Source organism: Bacteroidota bacterium (assembly GCA_037133915.1).
In the GTDB taxonomy this organism is placed as follows: Bacteria; Bacteroidota; Bacteroidia; order Bacteroidales; family CAIWKO01; genus JBAXND01.
In genome coordinates, this window is the sequence record JBAXND010000038.1 from 21,787 (window position 1) to 40,884 (window position 19,098).

General features: G+C 46.6%; 10 protein-coding genes. 7 read left to right on the forward strand and 3 right to left on the reverse strand.

Annotation, left to right across the window (positions count from 1 at the left end):
- Nucleotides 1-33 precede the first annotated feature (33 nt).
- Nucleotides 34-1,902, forward strand: coding sequence for a radical SAM protein (locus WCM76_12285; protein ID MEI6766413.1), 1,869 nt, complete (start codon nucleotides 34-36; stop codon nucleotides 1,900-1,902).
- 53 nt (nucleotides 1,903-1,955) lie between these two features.
- Here WCM76_12285 and WCM76_12290 read toward each other — a convergent pair whose 3' ends face one another.
- Nucleotides 1,956-4,517: a LamG-like jellyroll fold domain-containing protein gene (locus WCM76_12290; GenBank protein ID MEI6766414.1), complete on the reverse strand. Its 2,562-nt coding sequence runs from the start codon at nucleotides 4,515-4,517 to the stop codon at nucleotides 1,956-1,958.
- Nucleotides 4,518-4,795: 278 nt separating this feature from the next.
- Here WCM76_12290 and WCM76_12295 point away from each other — a divergent pair, with 278 nt between their 5' ends.
- From WCM76_12295 to WCM76_12320, 6 genes are all read left to right on the forward strand, one after another.
- Nucleotides 4,796-8,794 (forward strand): lamin tail domain-containing protein, encoded by a 3,999-nt coding sequence (locus WCM76_12295; GenBank protein ID MEI6766415.1) that lies wholly within the window; start codon nucleotides 4,796-4,798, stop codon nucleotides 8,792-8,794.
- 121 nt (nucleotides 8,795-8,915) lie between these two features.
- Nucleotides 8,916-9,488, forward strand: a complete 573-nt coding sequence (locus tag WCM76_12300; protein ID MEI6766416.1) for a hypothetical protein — start codon at nucleotides 8,916-8,918, stop codon at nucleotides 9,486-9,488.
- A 431-nt stretch (nucleotides 9,489-9,919) separates the two neighbouring features.
- Entirely contained in the window at nucleotides 9,920-11,053 is a 1,134-nt protein-coding gene (locus WCM76_12305; GenBank protein ID MEI6766417.1) for a porin, read from the forward strand.
- A 104-nt stretch (nucleotides 11,054-11,157) separates the two neighbouring features.
- A complete protein-coding gene (locus WCM76_12310) occupies nucleotides 11,158-12,921 on the forward strand; it encodes a tail fiber domain-containing protein (protein MEI6766418.1) in 1,764 nt (587 codons plus the stop codon).
- Between the two features lie 33 nt (nucleotides 12,922-12,954).
- Nucleotides 12,955-13,872, forward strand: a complete 918-nt coding sequence (locus tag WCM76_12315; GenBank protein MEI6766419.1) for a hypothetical protein — start codon at nucleotides 12,955-12,957, stop codon at nucleotides 13,870-13,872.
- 28 nt (nucleotides 13,873-13,900) lie between these two features.
- On the forward strand, nucleotides 13,901-17,533 hold the full coding sequence (locus tag WCM76_12320; protein ID MEI6766420.1) for a gliding motility-associated C-terminal domain-containing protein: 3,633 nt from the start codon (nucleotides 13,901-13,903) through the stop codon (nucleotides 17,531-17,533).
- 57 nt (nucleotides 17,534-17,590) lie between these two features.
- Here the strand turns inward: WCM76_12320 and WCM76_12325 are convergent, their stop codons facing one another.
- Together WCM76_12325 and WCM76_12330 are read right to left on the reverse strand one after the other, a co-directional pair.
- Entirely contained in the window at nucleotides 17,591-18,319 is a 729-nt protein-coding gene (locus tag WCM76_12325; GenBank protein ID MEI6766421.1) for a hypothetical protein, read from the reverse strand.
- 45 nt (nucleotides 18,320-18,364) lie between these two features.
- Complete coding sequence (locus tag WCM76_12330) at nucleotides 18,365-18,598, reverse strand: hypothetical protein (GenBank protein ID MEI6766422.1); 234 nt, start codon at nucleotides 18,596-18,598, stop codon at nucleotides 18,365-18,367.
- Nucleotides 18,599-19,098 lie beyond the last annotated feature (500 nt).

The following is a 19,098-nucleotide window of genomic DNA, read 5'->3' on the forward strand; positions in this document are numbered from 1 at the left end:
TTTCTACTTTTACAAAAACAATACAGCACTGCTTTGGTACCTTCAGACCTGTTACTTATAACACCTCCGTTTGTTCAGTTGAATACGCCTTATCCTGCCACGCCCTGTCTGAAAGGATTTCTGCAACAGCATAATTACAAGGTTTCACAGCTCGATCTGGGTATCGGATGCATCCTTAAAATGCTTTCTGCTGATGGCTTGCAAGCAATGTTTGAAAGTGTGAAAAGTAAAAAATGTTCTGCCAACGCTAAAAAAATACTGAATTCCTCTGCCGGATATGTACGGCATATTGACGCTGTGATTGCCTATTTGCAGGGGAAAGACAGCACTTTTGCACATGCCATAAACAATGGTATCTTGCCGCAGGCAGGAAGGTTCAATATTCAGCAGGATCTTGAATGGCACTTCGGAAGCGATGGTGTACAAGACAGAGCCACATTTATTGCAACATTATTTATTGAAGATATCGGCGATTTTATTGCCGAATGCATCGACAGTCGATTCGGATTCAGCCGCTATGCCGAACAGATTGGACTGAATGCATTCAGTTTTGATATGGTGCTGGATGAGTTGAAAGCAGATTCGCTTATTACCAAAATAATGTGCGAACTGCTCGATGCGTCTGTTAAAGAGCATCAGCCAAAGCTTATTGGTTTCACGGTTCCGTTTCCGGGAAATCTGATAATGGCGCTGCGCTCGGCGGCATACATAAAACAACACTATCCGCAGATTCCTGTTGTGATGGGCGGCGGCTTTGTGAATACTGAATTGCGACATCTGAGCGAAGCACGTCTTTTCAAACTTGTTGATTACGTTTGCCTGGATGATGGCGAATTGTGCTTACTGAAATTGTTAGAACATATTTTAAAAGGTGAGAAACCGCTTGCACGAACGTTTTTGCTTGAAGAGGGAAATGTGATTTTTGTGAATACGGCAACTGAAAAGGATTTTGAACATAACGAATGTGGAACACCCGATTACGAAGGGCTGCCAATCCATGATTATATCTCGGTAACGGAAACTACCAACCCCATGCACAACCTGTGGAGCAACGGCCGATGGAATAAACTGGTACTTGCTCATGGCTGTTACTGGCACCGCTGTTCCTTCTGCGACGTTTCTCTTGATTATATTAAAAGATACAGCACTGCCGACGCTGAAGTATTGTGCAATCGTATAGAGGCCATCATCAAACAGACCGGTCAGCGAGGATTTCATTTTGTGGATGAGGCGGCACCGCCTGCAGTTTTACGAAAACTGGCGGAGGAAATACTGCGCCGCAAACTAAGCATTACATGGTGGACCAACATTCGTTTTGAAACTGCATTTACAAAAGAATTGTGCGCACTGCTGGCAAAGTCGGGTTGCATTGCGGTGTCGGGCGGTTTGGAAGTTGCATCCGACCGCCTGCTTGAGAAAATGCAAAAAGGGGTAAGTGTGGCGCAGGTGGCAAGGGTTACAGATGCTTTCCGCAAATCGGGAATTATGATTCATGCTTACCTGATGTACGGCTTTCCTACGCAGACAGCACAAGAAACAATAGACTCACTTGAAATAGTACGTCAGCTATTTGAGCAAAAACTTATTCAGAGTGCCTTCTGGCATCGTTTTGCCATGACGGTACACAGCACCGTTGGAATGCATCCTGAGAAATTCGGAGTTCAAAAAGTAGATGGAACTGCTGATTCGTTTACACAAAACGGGTGCAATCACATCGATGAAACGGGCGGCCCGCATGATAAATTCGGAAGCGGACTTGCGAAAGCTTTGTACAATTATATTCACGACAACGGCTTCGATTTTCCTCTCCGGGACTGGTTCGATTTCAAGGTGCCGCCAACTCAGATTCCGCCGAAATATATTGCCGGAATTTTATTAATCAAGCCCAAATTGAAGAAGTGAGCACAAAAAAAAGGCCGCCCTCAACAGGCAGCCTTTTTTTTATAGATAAGAAGTTATCTGGTGAGGATAATTCTGTTTACATAAACATTCTTCTCCAGAAGTACTTTTACCATATACATCCCGGGTTCGAGCTCGCTTAAATCAATGACGGTCGCCTGATTTGAAGGGACTATCTTCATTATTCTGCTGCCGCGGATATCCGAAATCTCTATTAAGGCAGGTGTCGATTCTGCCGTAATCGTTATGAGTCCGGTACTTGGGTTTGGCTGCACGCTGATACGTCCTGCCTTTTCTGTAGTTGAAATACCTGTACCGCTTACATTCCGGCAGTCTGATGTATCCGTACATCCGTTTTGAGTTACAGCAACCGCATAATTGCCATCCGAATCGGGTGTAAAAGACTGAGCGTTTTCACCCGTTATTTCGGCAAAGGCGTCATCGCAGTCAAGCCACTGATAAGTTGCACCGGATGCTGAAGCAGTGAGCGTTATTCCGCTTTGGGTGACTGCTGTGTCAACTGTTTTAATAGTAAGATTGATACTTATGATAGAATCGCAACCGGCCACATTCGGTATAGTATCAGCATGCATACCTGATGAAGTCCATGTATGCAGCCCGCTGGGCGAAACATAACTGAAACAAACTTCCGGAGAAATAGCCCCGGTAGTACTGTTATCAATAGTGAGATTCACTGCAATGATGCTGTCGCAGCCGGCAACATTCGGGATGGTATCATTATATAAACCCGATGTGGTCCATGTATAGTTACCGCTGGGTGATAGATAACTATAGCATTGCTCAGGATTAATCGTAGACGAAGTGGCATGTTTCACGGTAAGGTCTATCGTAATGATACTGTCGCACCCTGCCATGTTTGGTATGGTGTCGTTATAAATACCGCTGCCTGTCCATGTATAGTTGCCGCTGGGTGATACATAGCTGTCGCATACGGTCGTGGACATTGAGCCTGTCGTGGACAAATCAAGCAGCGCCAAAATTTCGGGTTGAGAAAGCGCTCTGTCATAAAAGCGGAATTCATCCATCAGTCCGTTCAGGGGAAGTCCGGGACCTGAATTATAACTGCCAACATGAAATCCCATACCGCTGATGTAAAGGGGTGGCTGTGCAACGGTAGAATTAAGTACTCCATTTACATAGGATTTGATATTACCCAGATTCTTGTCATACACAAAGGTCGTAAGTGTAGGGCTTGTGGTTGCCGCACCGTTAGCATAAACTTCGTTAAATGACCCTCTCAACAACCAGTTGTTTGTTCCGGCGGCGCCGCCAGTAAAACACCTGAAACTTCCTGCAGTCGCATCACCAAAAATGTAGGTCGCCGGCGAAACGGCTCCAATATCAGATGACCAGAAAGAAATGGTCCAGGATGTATTGTTGAGTGAAGTTGCCCATCCGGTATTCAAATAATCTACGTTTCCTGAACCACCCGTACCAATCAGCGCACCTCCGCATTGTCCGTTGTTGCCTTGCGTTATTGTGCCCGTAAGGGTGGCGGTTGCCGTACCTGCCGGCTGGTAAACACCATAATTAGTTACGGTGGTTCCGCTTTCATCAAATTTGTAGTACAGCAGACCCGGTTCAGGATTCGTGCGGATAGTAAGGTCAATAGTAATAATACTGTCGCAGCCGCCCACGCTTGGAATCGTGTCGTTATATATACCACTGTTTGTCCAGGTATATAGTCCGCTGGGAGAAGTGTATGAGAAGTATTCAGTTACTGTTAAATTCCTGAAGATTTCAGTAATTATATTCAGGTTTATGGTGATGATACTGTCGCAGTTTGCTACATTAAGGATAGTGTCATTATACGTGCCCGGGCTCGTCCAGGTGTGCAGTCCGCTGGGTGATGTATAAGAATTACATTTTGTAACGTTAATCGTTGAACTGGTATGAGGATACATAAGCTGCATAACCTCGGCTGCCGAAAGCGGACGGTTGTAAATACGGTATTCATCCATATTACCCGCGGCAGGAAGTCCCACATTTGTTGCATAACCGCAAACCTTGTAGGGTCCGGCACCGCTTATTGTGATAGGAGCTTCGGTTACGGTGTTCACAAGTACTCCATTGACGTAAGCTTTGATATTTCCTGCCAGTGAATCATACACAAACGTAGTGAGTGTGGGTGCTACAATGGCGGCTCCAGTTACCGGAACATCTGTGAACGGACCCCTCAATATCCAGTTATTTGCTCCGGCAACGCCATTGGTAAAACAACGGAAACTTCCTGAATTGGCATCCCCAAAAATATAAAACAGCGTAGCGCTCGGACCAATGTTTGAAGTCCAGAAGGAAATTGTCCATCCCCGGGTCGGGAAACTTGTAGCCCATCCCGTGTTCACATAGTCGGTACTGCTTGCTGCACCGGTGCCAATAAGAGTGTGGCCGCATTGACCTGTGCCGCCTTGAGTAAGACCACCGTTCAGAGTGCCTGTTGCCGTACCGGCGGGTGGTGCGCTCGCATAATTGGTCACACTGGTTCCCGCGACGTCAAATTTATACCATAAAATCTCAGGTACCGGTTGTGATCTTGCAATCTGAATACTGCAGAAACTAAGTATCGCAGCAAATAATACAAGGGTAGATTTTTTCATATTAAATGTTTTTAATGAGTTTCAAAAATACTATACCAATTTAGTAGATGCAATCAATTTAACAAAATATTTGCGATACGTGATTATTTTAAAGTATCCACTCCCAATAGTTGCGCTTGTTGTGCCTGAATTTGATGTGTATACCGTGGCGGTCGACGATAATCAATTAGAAATATTTACTTTTCTTTTATCAAATTCATTATTACATTGATTTTAACTATTTCTCAGTATAAAACATATTATATTTGTAATAATTATTTCCTATTATATCCCTTCTTATGAGAAGAACTACCCTTTGTTTCGCATTTTTATTGGTTCTGTGCACTTCTGCAATGTCGCAGGTACTGATAAATGAAGTGGTAAGCGGTAATGCTACTACCATTTACGGCATTGATGGCCGCAATGACTGGATTGAGATTTTTAACAGCGGAGCTTCGGCTGTGAGTCTCAATCAGTGGGGTTTGTCTGACAATACTACCGATCCGTATAAATGGCGTTTTCCGGATATCAGCATTGACCCGGCTGAACATTTGATTGTGTGGGCAGGAGGACTCAATACGCCCTATGTGTGCAATCATTGGGAAATGCCCATCGCGCAGGGTGATACGTGGAAATATTTTGTAGGTACATCCGAACCGCCTGCAACATGGCGCCATTCATTCTTTGATGATTCTGGATGGACAGACGGCGTTACACCTATTGGATATGGCGATGGCAATGCAGTGACAATCATTCCTGCCACCGTAAGCCTGTATATGAGGAAAACATTTACCATTACCGATGTCTCAAAAATTGCGATGGCATTGCTTGCCATTGACTACGACGATGGCTATGTTGCCTATCTGAACAATGTGGAAATATGCCGCAACAATGTAGATCCTGATATTCCGCCCTTTAACGAAACTGCTGATGTGAGGCACGAAGGAATGATTGAGCAGGGAGGTTTGCCCGAATGCCACATGATAAATCCTCAGGATATTATTGCTGCTTTGCACAATGGAACCAATGTACTGGCGGTGCAAATTCACAATACGGATATCAGTTCAACCGACATGATTGCCATTCCGTATCTGGCCATCGGATTAAAAGATGCGAATTCTTACTGGAATTCTCCTCCTACATGGTTCAATAAAGAAATTCAGTTATTGACCAATTTTAAAATAGACGCTTCGGGCGAAACACTTACTCTTACTGATGCAGGCGGTGTTGTTGCCGATCAGGTCAATGTACCTTCGCTGCCGGTTGATTATTCGTATCTGCGTATTCCTGACGGAGCCGCATCATGGAATTACTCTAGCGTAACCACACCAAGTTATACAAATTCAACATTGAACTATGCCGCTGCCATTACTCCGGAACCGGTATTCTCGCTGGCACCCGGCTTTTATCCCGGCACAGTGCAGGTAAGCATTTCAAGTTCTCTCAGCGGAGCGAATATTTATTATACCAAAAGTGGAAATACTCCCACAACTTCCGATAATCTTTATTCGGGACCGGTCAGCATTTCTTCTACAACGGTGCTGCGGGCAAGAGTTATAAGCAGTGGGTTGATGTCGGGGGAAGTGGCAACCGGAACCTATGTTATCAATTTTAACTCCACACTTCCCGTGGTCTCATTGCAAACAGAAACGGCCAATCTCTGGAATGCCGAAAAAGGGATTTACGTTAAAGGACCTTATGCAGCCGCAACCTTTCCTTACAGGGGCGGCAATTTCTGGTGGAGCAAAAGAGTAAAAGGACATATTGAATACTTCGGGAAAGACCATCAGCGTAAGTTTTCCATGGACAATAACCTTTCTATTGATGGTAATTATACACGCGCTCTGCCGCAGAAAACATTTCTTGTTGAAGCCAAAACGTATTACGACAGTTCCACTTTTAACTACCAACTGTTTCCCGATAAGCCCATCAATAAATTTAAAAGTTTCAGGTTGAGGAACAGTGGCAGCGACTGGATGAATACACACTTCCGTGATGCTATAACCCACCGTGCCGTTGCAAGTCTTGGTCAGGATATCCAGGATTATAATCCCGTGAACCTCTTTTTGAATGGCTCATACTGGGGTATTGGAAACATCCGCGAAATTGCCGATGAACAATATCTTGCAGAAAACAGAAGTGTTAATCCCGATAGTGTGGATATTATTAAAGTGGTTGGTCTTGATAATTTCGTTCCGGCCGGCACGCAGACCGCATTTTATGATATGGTTGATTATGTGTCGTCGCATAGTTTCTCAGGCTCAACGGGAATTCAGCAAATGAATACCGTTTGGGATCTCGATAATTTTACCGACTGGTTTATTCTTGAAACATATCTCGTGAACGATGACTGGATTGGCGACTGGACCAATAACATCAAGCTGTGGCGCGAGAACAAACCGAATGCACGCTGGCGCATGCTATTTATTGATTTCGATCAGGGCACCACTTCTGCATGGAAAGATAAACTATACACCGGCCTCCATCCCGCCGATTCGAATTTCTATACCTATATGATGAAGAAAATGCTGAATAATTCTACGTACAAGAATTACTTCATCAATCGCTATGCCGATATCATGAATACTACCTTTCAGCCTGCACCTATGCATGCGCTTACCAACAGCTTCCATGATTCCATTGCACCCGAAATGCCTCGTGCCATTGCAAAATGGGGCGATTCGGCCTTGTCTGTGCATTCCATGGCACAATGGGATTCTGTTGTGAATCGTATGCATAATTTCTGGGACTGGAGGCTCAGTTATGCCCGCGATTTTGTTGAAGCAGAATTCAACCTCAACGGGCAGAAGAATGTAACACTCGCCGTGGAACCGCCCAATGCCGGAAAAATCAAGATCAGTACTATCATTCCTGATTCACTGCCTTGGACAGGAGTATACTTCGACGGGAATCCGGTAACTCTTACCGCTATTCCCAATCCCGGATTTACGTTTAACAACTGGAAGCCTTGTGCCACCTTCTCAACAGCAAATTCTAATCAATCCATTACGTATAATATTTCGCATAACGATTCACTTATTGCCAGGTTTAACGGAGTGGCAACCGTAGCTAAAATTTCGATTAGTGAAATTTGCTATCATCCCGACTCAACACGTAAATCAGGTGACTGGATTGAACTGCATAACTATGGTACAGGAAGTATTGATGTTTCCGGCTGGCATGTTAAAGACAGCAGTCTGATTAACGATTTTATGATACCGACTACAACCGTTATTCCTGCCGGAGGATACCTCGTGCTGGCTGAAGATACAACTAAATTTCATGCGGTTCATCCGGGTGTGCCTGTGCTCGGACCCACCGGTATCGGACTGAATAATTCAAGCGAGAATATCAGCCTTTTCGACAATGGAAACGTGCTGTACCTTGAAGTGAAGTATTATGATACCATTCCCTGGCCCATGTGTGCCGACGGTTTAGGTACGACTCTTGAGCTGAAAAATGATACGCTTGACCCGAATCTTGGAAGCAGTTGGTTCGATGGCTGTGTAGGCGGATCGCCCGGCGGGCCTTTTGTGCCGTGCAACTATGATATTGTTTTCAGTGAATTGAATTATAAATCAAATGTTGCCATTGACGGCGGCGACTGGGTAGAATTGCACAATGTTACCGGACTTCCCATCGATGTTTCTAACTGGAAACTCAGCGATGATAATGACGCACACGGTTGGGCTATTCCTGCCGCGACGGTCATTCCGGCAAACGGTTACCTGGTGCTGGTGGGCGATGCTGCTAAGTTTGGAGCTGTTTACGTGTGGGCTGGCGAATGGCGCGGCTCCTTCGGCTTTGGCTTCGGTTCATCACGTGATGCCGTCAGACTTTATAAACCTGCCGGTCTTCTTTATAATGCCATGGTTTATCATGCTGCCCTGCCCTGGCCCGATGCTGCCGGTACCGGTTATACACTTGAAGGAATTGATTCTCTCTGGAACAAGAGCGAACCGGGTAGCTGGTTCCTCGGTTGTTGGGGCGGTTCACCCGGATTCCCGTATCACCAGCCCTGCGACTTTGGCGTTGAAGAAATCGTTACCGGAAGCCCGATGCTTGTATATCCGAATCCGGCGAACGACCATTTTATTGTTGAATTCCCTTCCGGAACTCCTGATAATGCCGTGCTCAGCCTGTATGATATCAACGGGCGCGAAGTGATGAACAGGGTACTTACAGGAAGTAACAGCTTTTCCATCCCTCGCGCTAACCTGAACGGAGGAATTTATTTCCTCAGAGTAACTGCAGCTGACGGGCTTTACAGAACGAAAACGATTGTTTTTGCACAGTAAGGTTTAATGGCCATAAACGACTCCATCCTGCGTATGCAGGATGGAGTCGTACATAATGGTGTGTCTTATTCGCAGAGATATCAGAAATCTTTTTACTTTTGGGAGTTAATAAATATAATGTATGATTCGAATAAATTGGATGCTGGGTTGTGTACTCGCGCTTGCGGCCCTCAGCTCATGTACTAAAGACCGGAATGTTGAGCCCATACCGGTTATAGCTGATTCTACAGCTGCTGCCATTGTTCCCGGAGTAATAAAAGTGAACGAAATTGTTGCCAAAGGCTCGGTGAATATGAACGAGTTCAATCAGGCAACCGACTGGTTTGAACTCTATAATACGTCCAATAAACCGATAACGTTTGAATCGGGAAAATGGTTCTGTACAGACAAAGGTTCACTCGAACCGCTTAAATATGAACTGCCGGTATGGACAATTCCCGCTAACGGTTTTCTGGTGGTATGGTGCGATACATTGAATATTGTGGCAACACAAATTCATACCAACTTCAATCTGAGCGCAAGCGGTGAAGATATCGGACTGTTTTTTAAAAATGAAAAAGATTCGCTTGTGAAAATTGATGAGATTGCCTATCCGGCTCAAACCATCAGCGGTTACAGCTATGGACGTTATGGCGATGGTGCCGATAACTGGCAGACTTTTGCTGTTCCTACACCCGGCGGACCCAATCATTAACAATGATCAATGCCTGTCCGCCTTTGGCGGGAAAAAAACGAATAAACAATTCAACAATAAAACAATTAGTCAATTTGAAGATGAAAAGATGAAAAGATGAAAAGATGAAAAGATGAAAAGATGAAAAAAATCCTGTCCGCCTTTGGCGGAAACAATGAATAATGAATAATTCGAATCAAGGGTTGGATTTTCTTTGTGTAACTCCGTGATATCTCAGTGTTTCTCCGTGTCAGTTCTTTAAAAATTTCACAGAGGTACACAGAGGGATTAGAGAACCACAGTTTATATTTTCAAGTCTTGATCCATGAGCAATGAATAATTACCGGTAACCAACTGCAGGCTAATGATAATGTGCAGTCCCGGATGAGGGTAAAATCTGAATTATGAGATTATTTTTAACATGAAATAATAATTTATAAATATCTGTTGTGATGAGAATACGGTATATAGCGATATTGTTTTTATTTGTTTTATTCTCAATTGAGGGTTTTGGACAATATAAGATTTCGAATGGTAAGAACGACCTGCTTATCTCAGGCATGATTACCACTTTTTATAATTATAATGCCCCCAAACCGGGTATTGTCGACCACCGTAAAAACTCCTTTTATCTGCGTGATGCGCAACTTGAACTTGACGGCGGTAACAAGAAATGGGACTTCGCCGTGAAGGTCGATTTTGCCGATCTCTTTTCCGCAACCGACGATCCCGACAGCCCCGGAATGATGGAAGCCAACGTTACCTATAAAGGATGGAAGTTTATGGATATCGTGGCAGGCTATCAGAAGCTCCCGTTTTCCAGAAGCGTGCAGGTATCATTTGCCTATTCGCCCTGGTTCCGCCGTGCAGAGATATGTAAAGGTGATTACTTTTCGCAGCGCGACATAGGTGTCACCTTCGTGAAAAAAATGTGGAAGAAGAAACTGAATGTATATGCGGGTATCTACAGCGGCATGGGTGAGTCAAGCATAAAAACACCGAATGATTTCAGCGGGAATCCCGAATATATCGCACGCGCTGAATTTAACTGGCCGGGCGGCGGCAAATACCGCAATATCGATCCCGAACATCTGAAAAAACCAACCTTCTCGGTGGGCGTGAACGGTCGCTATGCCCGCAAACAAAGTTATTCGGGCGGCGGTTATCCTATCAAAACGATTAATGGCGACAAATACGTCTACGGCTTTGATGTGAACGGCATGTGGCAAGGTCTGTCGGCTACCTTCGAAATGCATCAAATCTACATGAAACCCGAAACACAAGAATTTCTCTACGGACTCAATACCGATTATTTCAGAGCGGGCGGATGGTATGGCGAACTCTCATATCACATCAAGCCTATTAATACTGTAATCAGCGGTCGCTACCAGGAAATGAATGCCAACGACCTGGTGAAAGGCATTACCAAACATGTGGACGCCTCATGCGTGTATATGATGAAAGGCTACGATTCAATGCTTAAACTCAATTTCAATTACAACAAACAAGAAGAATTCCTGACAGAGGTAAGCCCCCTTAAATGGAGGTGGCAGCTTACACTGGGATGGCAGTATATGTTTAATTAGCAGGTAATAGGTAATAACTAACAGGTAACAGAAAAAATATCATTTTCAAATTGTCACATAAACAAAAGGGGAAAGCAATGAAAAACTTTACAAAAACCGCAGTAATGGCAGTAGTTATATTATATGCTGCTGTGTCTTTTGCACAAGCTCCGCAAAGGATAAATTATCAGGCTGTAGCCCGCGATAATATGGGCGCTGTTATCGTATCATCGCCTGTATGCTTTTACCTCATCGTTCACGACGGTACACCGGGTGGAACAGATATCTATCACGAATATCATACGGCTTCCACCAACCAGTTCGGTATTGTTAATCTTGAGATTGGCGGCGGAACAAACATTGCCGGCGTCTTTAATAATATCAACTGGGGCAGCGGAAACAAATATCTGGAAGTAAAACTCGATGCTGCCTGCATGAGCAATTATACAAGTATTGGTACACCCCAGCTGCTCAGTGTTCCTTATGCACTGTATGCCAATGTTTCGGGCAATGGCGGCACTCCCGGTCCCACAGGTCCTACCGGTCCTACCGGTTCAGGAACAGGACTTCCGAACGGAACCGTAGCGGGAAATACTACCTACTGGAATGGTACGTCGTGGGTGGTGAACAGCGATAATATTTTTAATAACGGCGCAAATGTGGGCGTAGGAACTCCCGTTCCCGCTTCCAAACTTGAAGTAAAAGGTACCGGCGTTACGAATGGAACATCCGGATTCAACGTTACGAACAGTCTGGGCAATTCCATCTTCTTTGTCCGCGACGACGGCGCCATCGGTATCAAGAAAACAAATCCCGGAGCCGAACTCGATATCAACGGCATGCTGCGGATTTCCGAATTCAACAGCGGTCCCGGATATGCAGGCTTTTATCTGCCTACAGGTTCATCACAAACATTGTATGCTTTGCCTATGGCCGATGGTAACTCAGGTCAGTTCCTTTCTACCAATGGTGCAGGACAGCTCTCATGGGCAAGCGGTGGCGGTGGCGGCGGCGGAATTCTGAGCTGCACAACTACTGCAAACTCCGATTACACCATTCGCGGAAACGGCGGCGGTACCTACGAATGTACCGATGCACTGATGGTTTCTTCGTCGGGTTATGTTTCAGTGAATACGTCACCATCATCATCATACCGCTTCAGAGTAAACGGCAATACAGGCATCGGAAGTTCGCCCAGTTCGTCATATACGCTCAGCGTCGACGGTACAGGACACTTCACCGATTATGTCGGCATTGGTACTACACCTTCATCATCATACGACCTGCGCGTTTACGGGAATGTCGGTATTGGCTCATCACCGTCCTCAAGCTATGATTTGAGTGTGAGCGGTGACTCTTATATAACAGGCGGTCTGGGCGTGGGAACTACACCCAACTCATCAGGTCTGCGTGTCGGCAGTTCTTCGAACTTCTATGTGCCGACAAGTATGGGAAACTCATCGGGTACCACGCTGGTAGTATCGGGCGGCACGGTGTATAAATTGTCTTCAAGCCGCAGATATAAAGACAATATTAAAGATATTACGTACAACAAAGAATCCATTTTCAAACTGCGTCCGGTTTCTTATAATTATAAATCAACGGGTAAGCCCGATGTTGGACTTATTGCGGAAGAAGTGGATCAGGTAATGCCATCACTGGTTATCTATGAAGCAAAACCTATGGTGGGCGCCGACGGAAAGCCGGTTATAGATAAGGACGGAAACATTGAGTATTCCAAAACCGATTTCATACCCGAAGGCGTTAAGTACGATCGCCTCTCCATCTACCTGCTTGAGATTATCAAAGATCACGATAAGCAATTAAATGAAATGAGAACCATCATTGACCAGCAACAGAAACAAATTGACCAGTTGCTGAAAAAATAATTTACGAAGAATAAAACCCTCATTCAAGCGCACATGCAAAAGATTAAATCGCTCACACAAACCCGCATCAACTACAAGATGGCAGACGCTGCCGATTCCGAAAACTCCGAATGGGTTGAAGATACCGCCTACCGAACCCTGCTGAATGAATACAATGAGGAAGGGAAACTTGATAAAGCCGCCACCTTCGACCCCGAGGGCGATATGGTTGAACTCTATCGATACACTTATAATGAGGCAGGATTGGTTGCCGAAGAAGTGCTGTTTTACGACGAAGACGAAGAAGCAGAACATCGCTGGTTCAGCTATGATGAACAGGGCATTTTGGTTTCCGAAAAAATAACCTACCAGGAAGGCGGCGAAGCGCATATTACCTTTAAGTGGGACGACAAAAATCGTCTGCTCGAAAAAGTCATCATGGACGATGAAGGTGAAATGGAACAGAAAGAAGTGTACGAATACGCCGGTGAAAACATGACCCGCGAGGCCGTGTACGAAGAAGGAAATGTGCTTGTCACGGAAGATATTCATACCTACGACGAAGAAGGCAGGCACGTGGAAACCATTTCCGTTCACGTGAAGGATAAGATGAAAACCAGAATTGTGTTACGCTACGACGAAAAAGGTGCCCGCTCTCAAATGCTGAAGTACAATACCAAAAATCAGCTTATAGAAAAAGCCGCCTACACCCAGGACGAAAACGGACACGTAGTGGAAATCACAGAAGAAGATGCAGCCGGTATCAAACACACCCGCTCTACCTACGATGAAAAAGGCAACACCATTCTGCAGGAAGAGATGAACGATAACGAAGAGCTGAATCACCGCATTGAACGCACTTACAACGAACAGGGCGATATGGCGGAATCAACCATCTACATCGACAATCACGGGAACAGTGCGAACCAGTTTTATACCATCAGGTACGATTATGAATACGTCACGGAATAGTATGTTTGAATATTTGAAATTGAACACCATGAAGCGTTTCTTTAGTTTTGTAATAGCCGCGGCCATCGTCACATCCTCCTTCAGCCTTTTTGCACAAAGGGGAAAAGACGGCGCGAAGGTAATCAGCACTGCGGCGGTTGCCGTGAATGAATATACGGTGCTTACCTCCGATGCCTTGTCGGGAAGTACCACGCTGGCGGTCGGCTCAAGTCAGCTGAATACCAACGGACGTTTCCCGGGCACACTTGCCCCCGGCGATCTTATCTTTATTATACAGGTGCAGGGCGCTTCAATACAAGGAGGCGAGTGGTGGTGGAACTGGGGCTATGTCGATAATTATTTGAATACCGGCAATAATGAGTTTGCCGAAGTCCTTGCCGTGCCGGGCACAACATCCATCCAGTTAAGCTGTCCGCTGAAAAACAATTATACCGCTTCGGGAAGAGTAGAGGTTATCCGTGTTCCGCGTTATACCTCGCTGACAATAAATTCAGGCGGTGAACTTACCTGCGATGCATGGAATGGATCTACCGGAGGTATCCTGGCAACAGAAGTGCTGGGCAATACGCTGATTAATTCCGGCGGGACCATCAATGTTTCCGTAAAAGGATTTCGCGGTGGACTCGAAACCGATAACAACTCCGGCTATGCCGTGTATCAGTATGCTTCAACCGATAATTCACTCGGTTCCATGAAAGGTGAAGGGATTGCCGGATGGGGTCCGGAGTACGATATTCGTAACGGACGCTACGGACGCAATCCGCCCGCCAACGGCGGAGGCGGAGGGAACGCACACAATGCCGGTGGGGGCGGAGGTGCCAACGGTGGTTACGCCCATGGGTGGAACAGCGGCAGAGGTATTCCCGATACATCTACGGCTGCGTATATTCAGGCATGGAATCTCGAAGCGCCGCTCTTTCATAAAACAGTGTCCGACGGCGGTGGCCGCGGTGGATATTCTTTTTCATACAGCAATCAGGATGCTACGGTCATGAAACCCGATACTTCCCTCTGGGGCGGCGACTACCGTCGCAATACAGGCGGATTGGGCGGCCGTAACCTCGATTATAACGGCGGTCGTTTCTTTATGGGCGGCGGCGGCGGCGCCGGCGATCAGGACGACAGCTATGGTGGTGCCGGTGGCACCGGCGCAGGGATGGCATACCTTGTTACGTATGGAAACATCTCCGGCTCGGGACAGATTATTGCCAACGGACAGGCAGGTTTTAACGCTCAGGGAAATGCTCCCGTGCTCGGACATGCCGGCATTGACGGCGCAGGCGGCGGTGGAGCAGGAGGCACCATTCTTTTAAGTACCACGGGAACCGTTTCGGGCATTACTATTATGGCCGATGGCGGCAAAGGCGGCGACCAGATCAAAACAAAAGGAGTACTCGCAACCAGTAACGGAGAAGCAGAAGGTCCGGGCGGTGGCGGCGGCGGCGGATACATTGCCGTTTCCAATGGTACTCCATGGATACAGGCCAACGGCGGTGCCAACGGTGTGTGTACTGCAACTACAGGCGCCGACTTCGGACTCTCTGAGTTTCCGCCCAACGGCGCAACAAAAGGTGGAAAAGGTACCCTCGACGGTTACGTGAAAAACTTCGCAATCACAACAGTCAACGATTCCATATGCCCCGGCGAAGTCGCAACACTCTCTGCCACACTCAGCGGTACCGTTCCTCCGGGAGCCGTTATCAGCTGGTACGACGCACAGGTGGGCGGTAATCTTCTGTACACGGGAAATCCTTATGTCATAAATAATGTTACCACAACCACTACCTATTATGCCGGAACCTGTCCGGGTACTTACAGGGTGGCTGCCGTGGTGTATATGTTTCCGTTTGCACCGGCACTGTCGAATGATACCGCCATCTGTCTGGGGCAATCGGTTACACTGCATGCAACAGGCGGTTCCAATATTCAGTGGACGCCGGCAACCGGTCTCGACAATGCAAACAGCCCCAATCCGGTGTGTTCGGCCCTTGTCACCACCACCTATCACGTAACTATACAAAGTATCAACGGATGCAGTGCCACCGATTCCGTTACGGTAACGGTGAATTCTGTAACGGCAACAATTACTCCCGATACTGCCATCTGTGCAGGTCAGAATATCGCATTGATAGCATCGGGCGGTACGTCGTATGCATGGAGCACAGGCGGTTCAGGCTCGTTTATCAATGTGAATCCGCTTACAGATCATACCTATTCGGTAACTGTTTCCGCACTGGGCTGTACCGACACTGCCTCTGTGAATGTTGCAGTAAATCCACTGCCTGTGGTGAACCTGGGCAACGATACCACCTTCTGCACAGGCGGCAACCTGCAGCTGAATGCAGGAAATCCCGGTGCAACGTATCTGTGGCAGGATAATTCAACGAATCAGTTTTTCAGCGTCAGCGCAAGCGGAACGTATTTTGTGAATGTTACCGATGAAACAACATGTTCCTTTACCGATACCATCCATGTAACCGTAGTGCCCAATGCCGATGCCACCATTACGCATGTTGCGCCGGTATGTGCAGGCGCCGCGTCCTTTAATCTTACCGCTGCACAATCGGGTGGTACGTGGAGCGGAACGGGAATCACCAGTGCATCTGCAGGAACCTTTAATCCCGCGACAGCCGGTCCCGGATATTTCGTTATTACATACAGCATTGCAGGATTGTGCGGTGCAACGGATACTACGGGCATTCGTGTTTATGCTGTTCCGGTGGTTAATCTGGGGAATGATACAAGCTTCTGTCAGGGTGGCTCGGTGCTGCTCGACGCGGGAAACCCGGGTGCCGGATATCTGTGGCAGAACAGCGCCAATACACAAACCATTACTGCCACTGCGAGCGGTACCTATTATGTACAGGTTACCGATGCGCATCTGTGTGCTGCCACCGATACTATTAATATAAGTGTACTTCCGAACATGAATGCAACCATAGCTGCCGTAACGCCCATGTGTGCGAATGCTGCACCTGTGACGCTGTCGGCGGTTGACGGTGGCGGTGTATGGTCGGGTACGGGGATTACATCACAGCTTCCGCCCACCTTTGATCCCGGGGTGGCAGGCAGTGGTAACTTCATCATTACCTATACCATTGCCGGCCTTTGCGGCGATGCGGACACAAACACGATTACGGTGTACAGTGTTCCTGCCATCAATGCGACGAATGTTGCTCCATCCTGTCCTTCATTGGATAATGGCTCTGTAAGTCTGCAGATAGTTTCGGGAACGGCTCCGTACATTTATGTGTGGAATACGGGCGATACCACTGCCTCGGCAGCAGGACTCAGTCCCGGAACCTATGCGGTAACAGTAACCGATGCACACGGATGTGTGGCCATGCATTCCTCCGATCTGAATGTAATGGTCGACTGTCATGGTACGCCTGTCATCTATCTTCCGAACATCTTCAGTCCGAACAGCGACGGCATCAACGACAAACTGTTTGTGAAGGGCGAAGAGATTACCAGCTTCACCTTGGTTATTTACGACCGCTGGGGCGAGAAGGTATTTGAGTCGTCGGCATTAGACTATGGCTGGGACGGCACCTTTAAGAACAAAGACATGCCTGCGGGAGTTTATGTCTATCATCTCAACGCCCTGATGTATGGCGGAAGCGAGGTGAAGAAACATGGGAACATTACGCTGGTGAGATAATAGTCGTGAGTCGTGAGTCGAGAGTCGTAAGTCGTGACTCTCGACTCCCGACTATCTTCAAATCCCCAGTCCTCCTATCAGTTTAGCTTCTTCCGACTTGGTGCCGTACTGAGCTTTCACGTATGCTTTGATGCGGAGCACTCTTTCGTTGAAGTCGTTGAAGGCGAGGTCGCGGGCTTCGCGTGCCGATTTCAGTGCTTTCACGCTGTTGGCCACGGCATCGTTGAGTGTTGTAAGGTTCAATCCTACGGCCTGAAGTGCCGGAAGTTTAAGAGAGGTAATGGCCGGGTCATACGCATTGAATTTTCCGAGTGTGCTTACCAGATTGTTGAAAATCTGTGTGGTGGCAGCGTACGAGCGCTCGGAGTGGCTGCGTGTCCTGGGGGTGGTTGAATCTACCGGCTCGGTGGGTACGGTTTCGGCTTCGGTTTTAATCACGGTGTTGCTTCTGAGTCTGCGGAGGATGATGTTCACGCTGTTCAGTTCAGCGGAGCGCGTTCCGTATTGTGCGATGACGGCACTGCGTATGGCGGTTGCCATGGAGTCGATGCTTCCGCTGCCTTTGCGGAATGCTTTTGCCCTTTCGAAGGTGGCGTTACGGTAAATCTCGAGCTGTTCGGCTTCGGAAGCATTGTAGCCTGCAATGTTGTTTACCAGCGAGCTCACCTCGCCGGGACTCTCCAGAAGGCGCGGAGGGTTGTAGTTCGCGAAGCCGTTGAGGTAGGCCACCAGATCCTGACCTTTCCGCAATCTTACGCCGAATGAAAATTTCTTTGATGTTCTCATAGTACATTAAGTTTTAGTGAATAATTGGATTTATCTGTTGTCTGACTAAAATTCCGGGTGCCCTGTTATAACTGAAGCAAGCGATGTCATTGTGGAAGCAAGTCCTGTCATTACCGAAGCAGGCGTTGTCATTCCGGAAGCAAGCTTTGTCATTACAGAAGCAAGTCGTGTCATTACCGAAGCAAGCTTTGTCATTACGGAAGCACGCCCTGTCATTACCGAAGCAAGCCCTATCATCTTTGAAGCATGCCTTATCATCATTGAAGCAAGCTTTGTCATTATGAAAGTAGAAGTCGGCTTCTGTCTTCTGACTTCTGACTTCTGACTTCTTTTTTTGACTCTCGACTCTCGACTCTCGACTCTTCCGCCAAAGGCGGACAGGCGACTCCCGACTCCCGACTAAACGACTGCCGTGAAGCAAAAATAAAACCTAAAAAAAGCAAAGTCAAGCATTTTGGCAAATATATTTTTTATCTTGTTATATGTGTCGAAACCTCAGCTACTACGCACTATTGTTTATATACAGAAGGTTAGAAATAAGGATTTAACTATAAATTGAGTGAAAGAAACTGATTGTTAGTCCTTGATGCGGGCAGATAATAGTGGTTGAAAAGATATGAAAGCCTTGCTGTGGCTGACTTGTATATTGAATAGATACGTTAAAAGACAAATGCATTTTACTCTATAACAAAATATTATTTAATTATAAGTGAAATATTGATATTAAATCACTATTGTCCGATAAAAATACAGAATATTATTTTGCAAACCGCAACAAA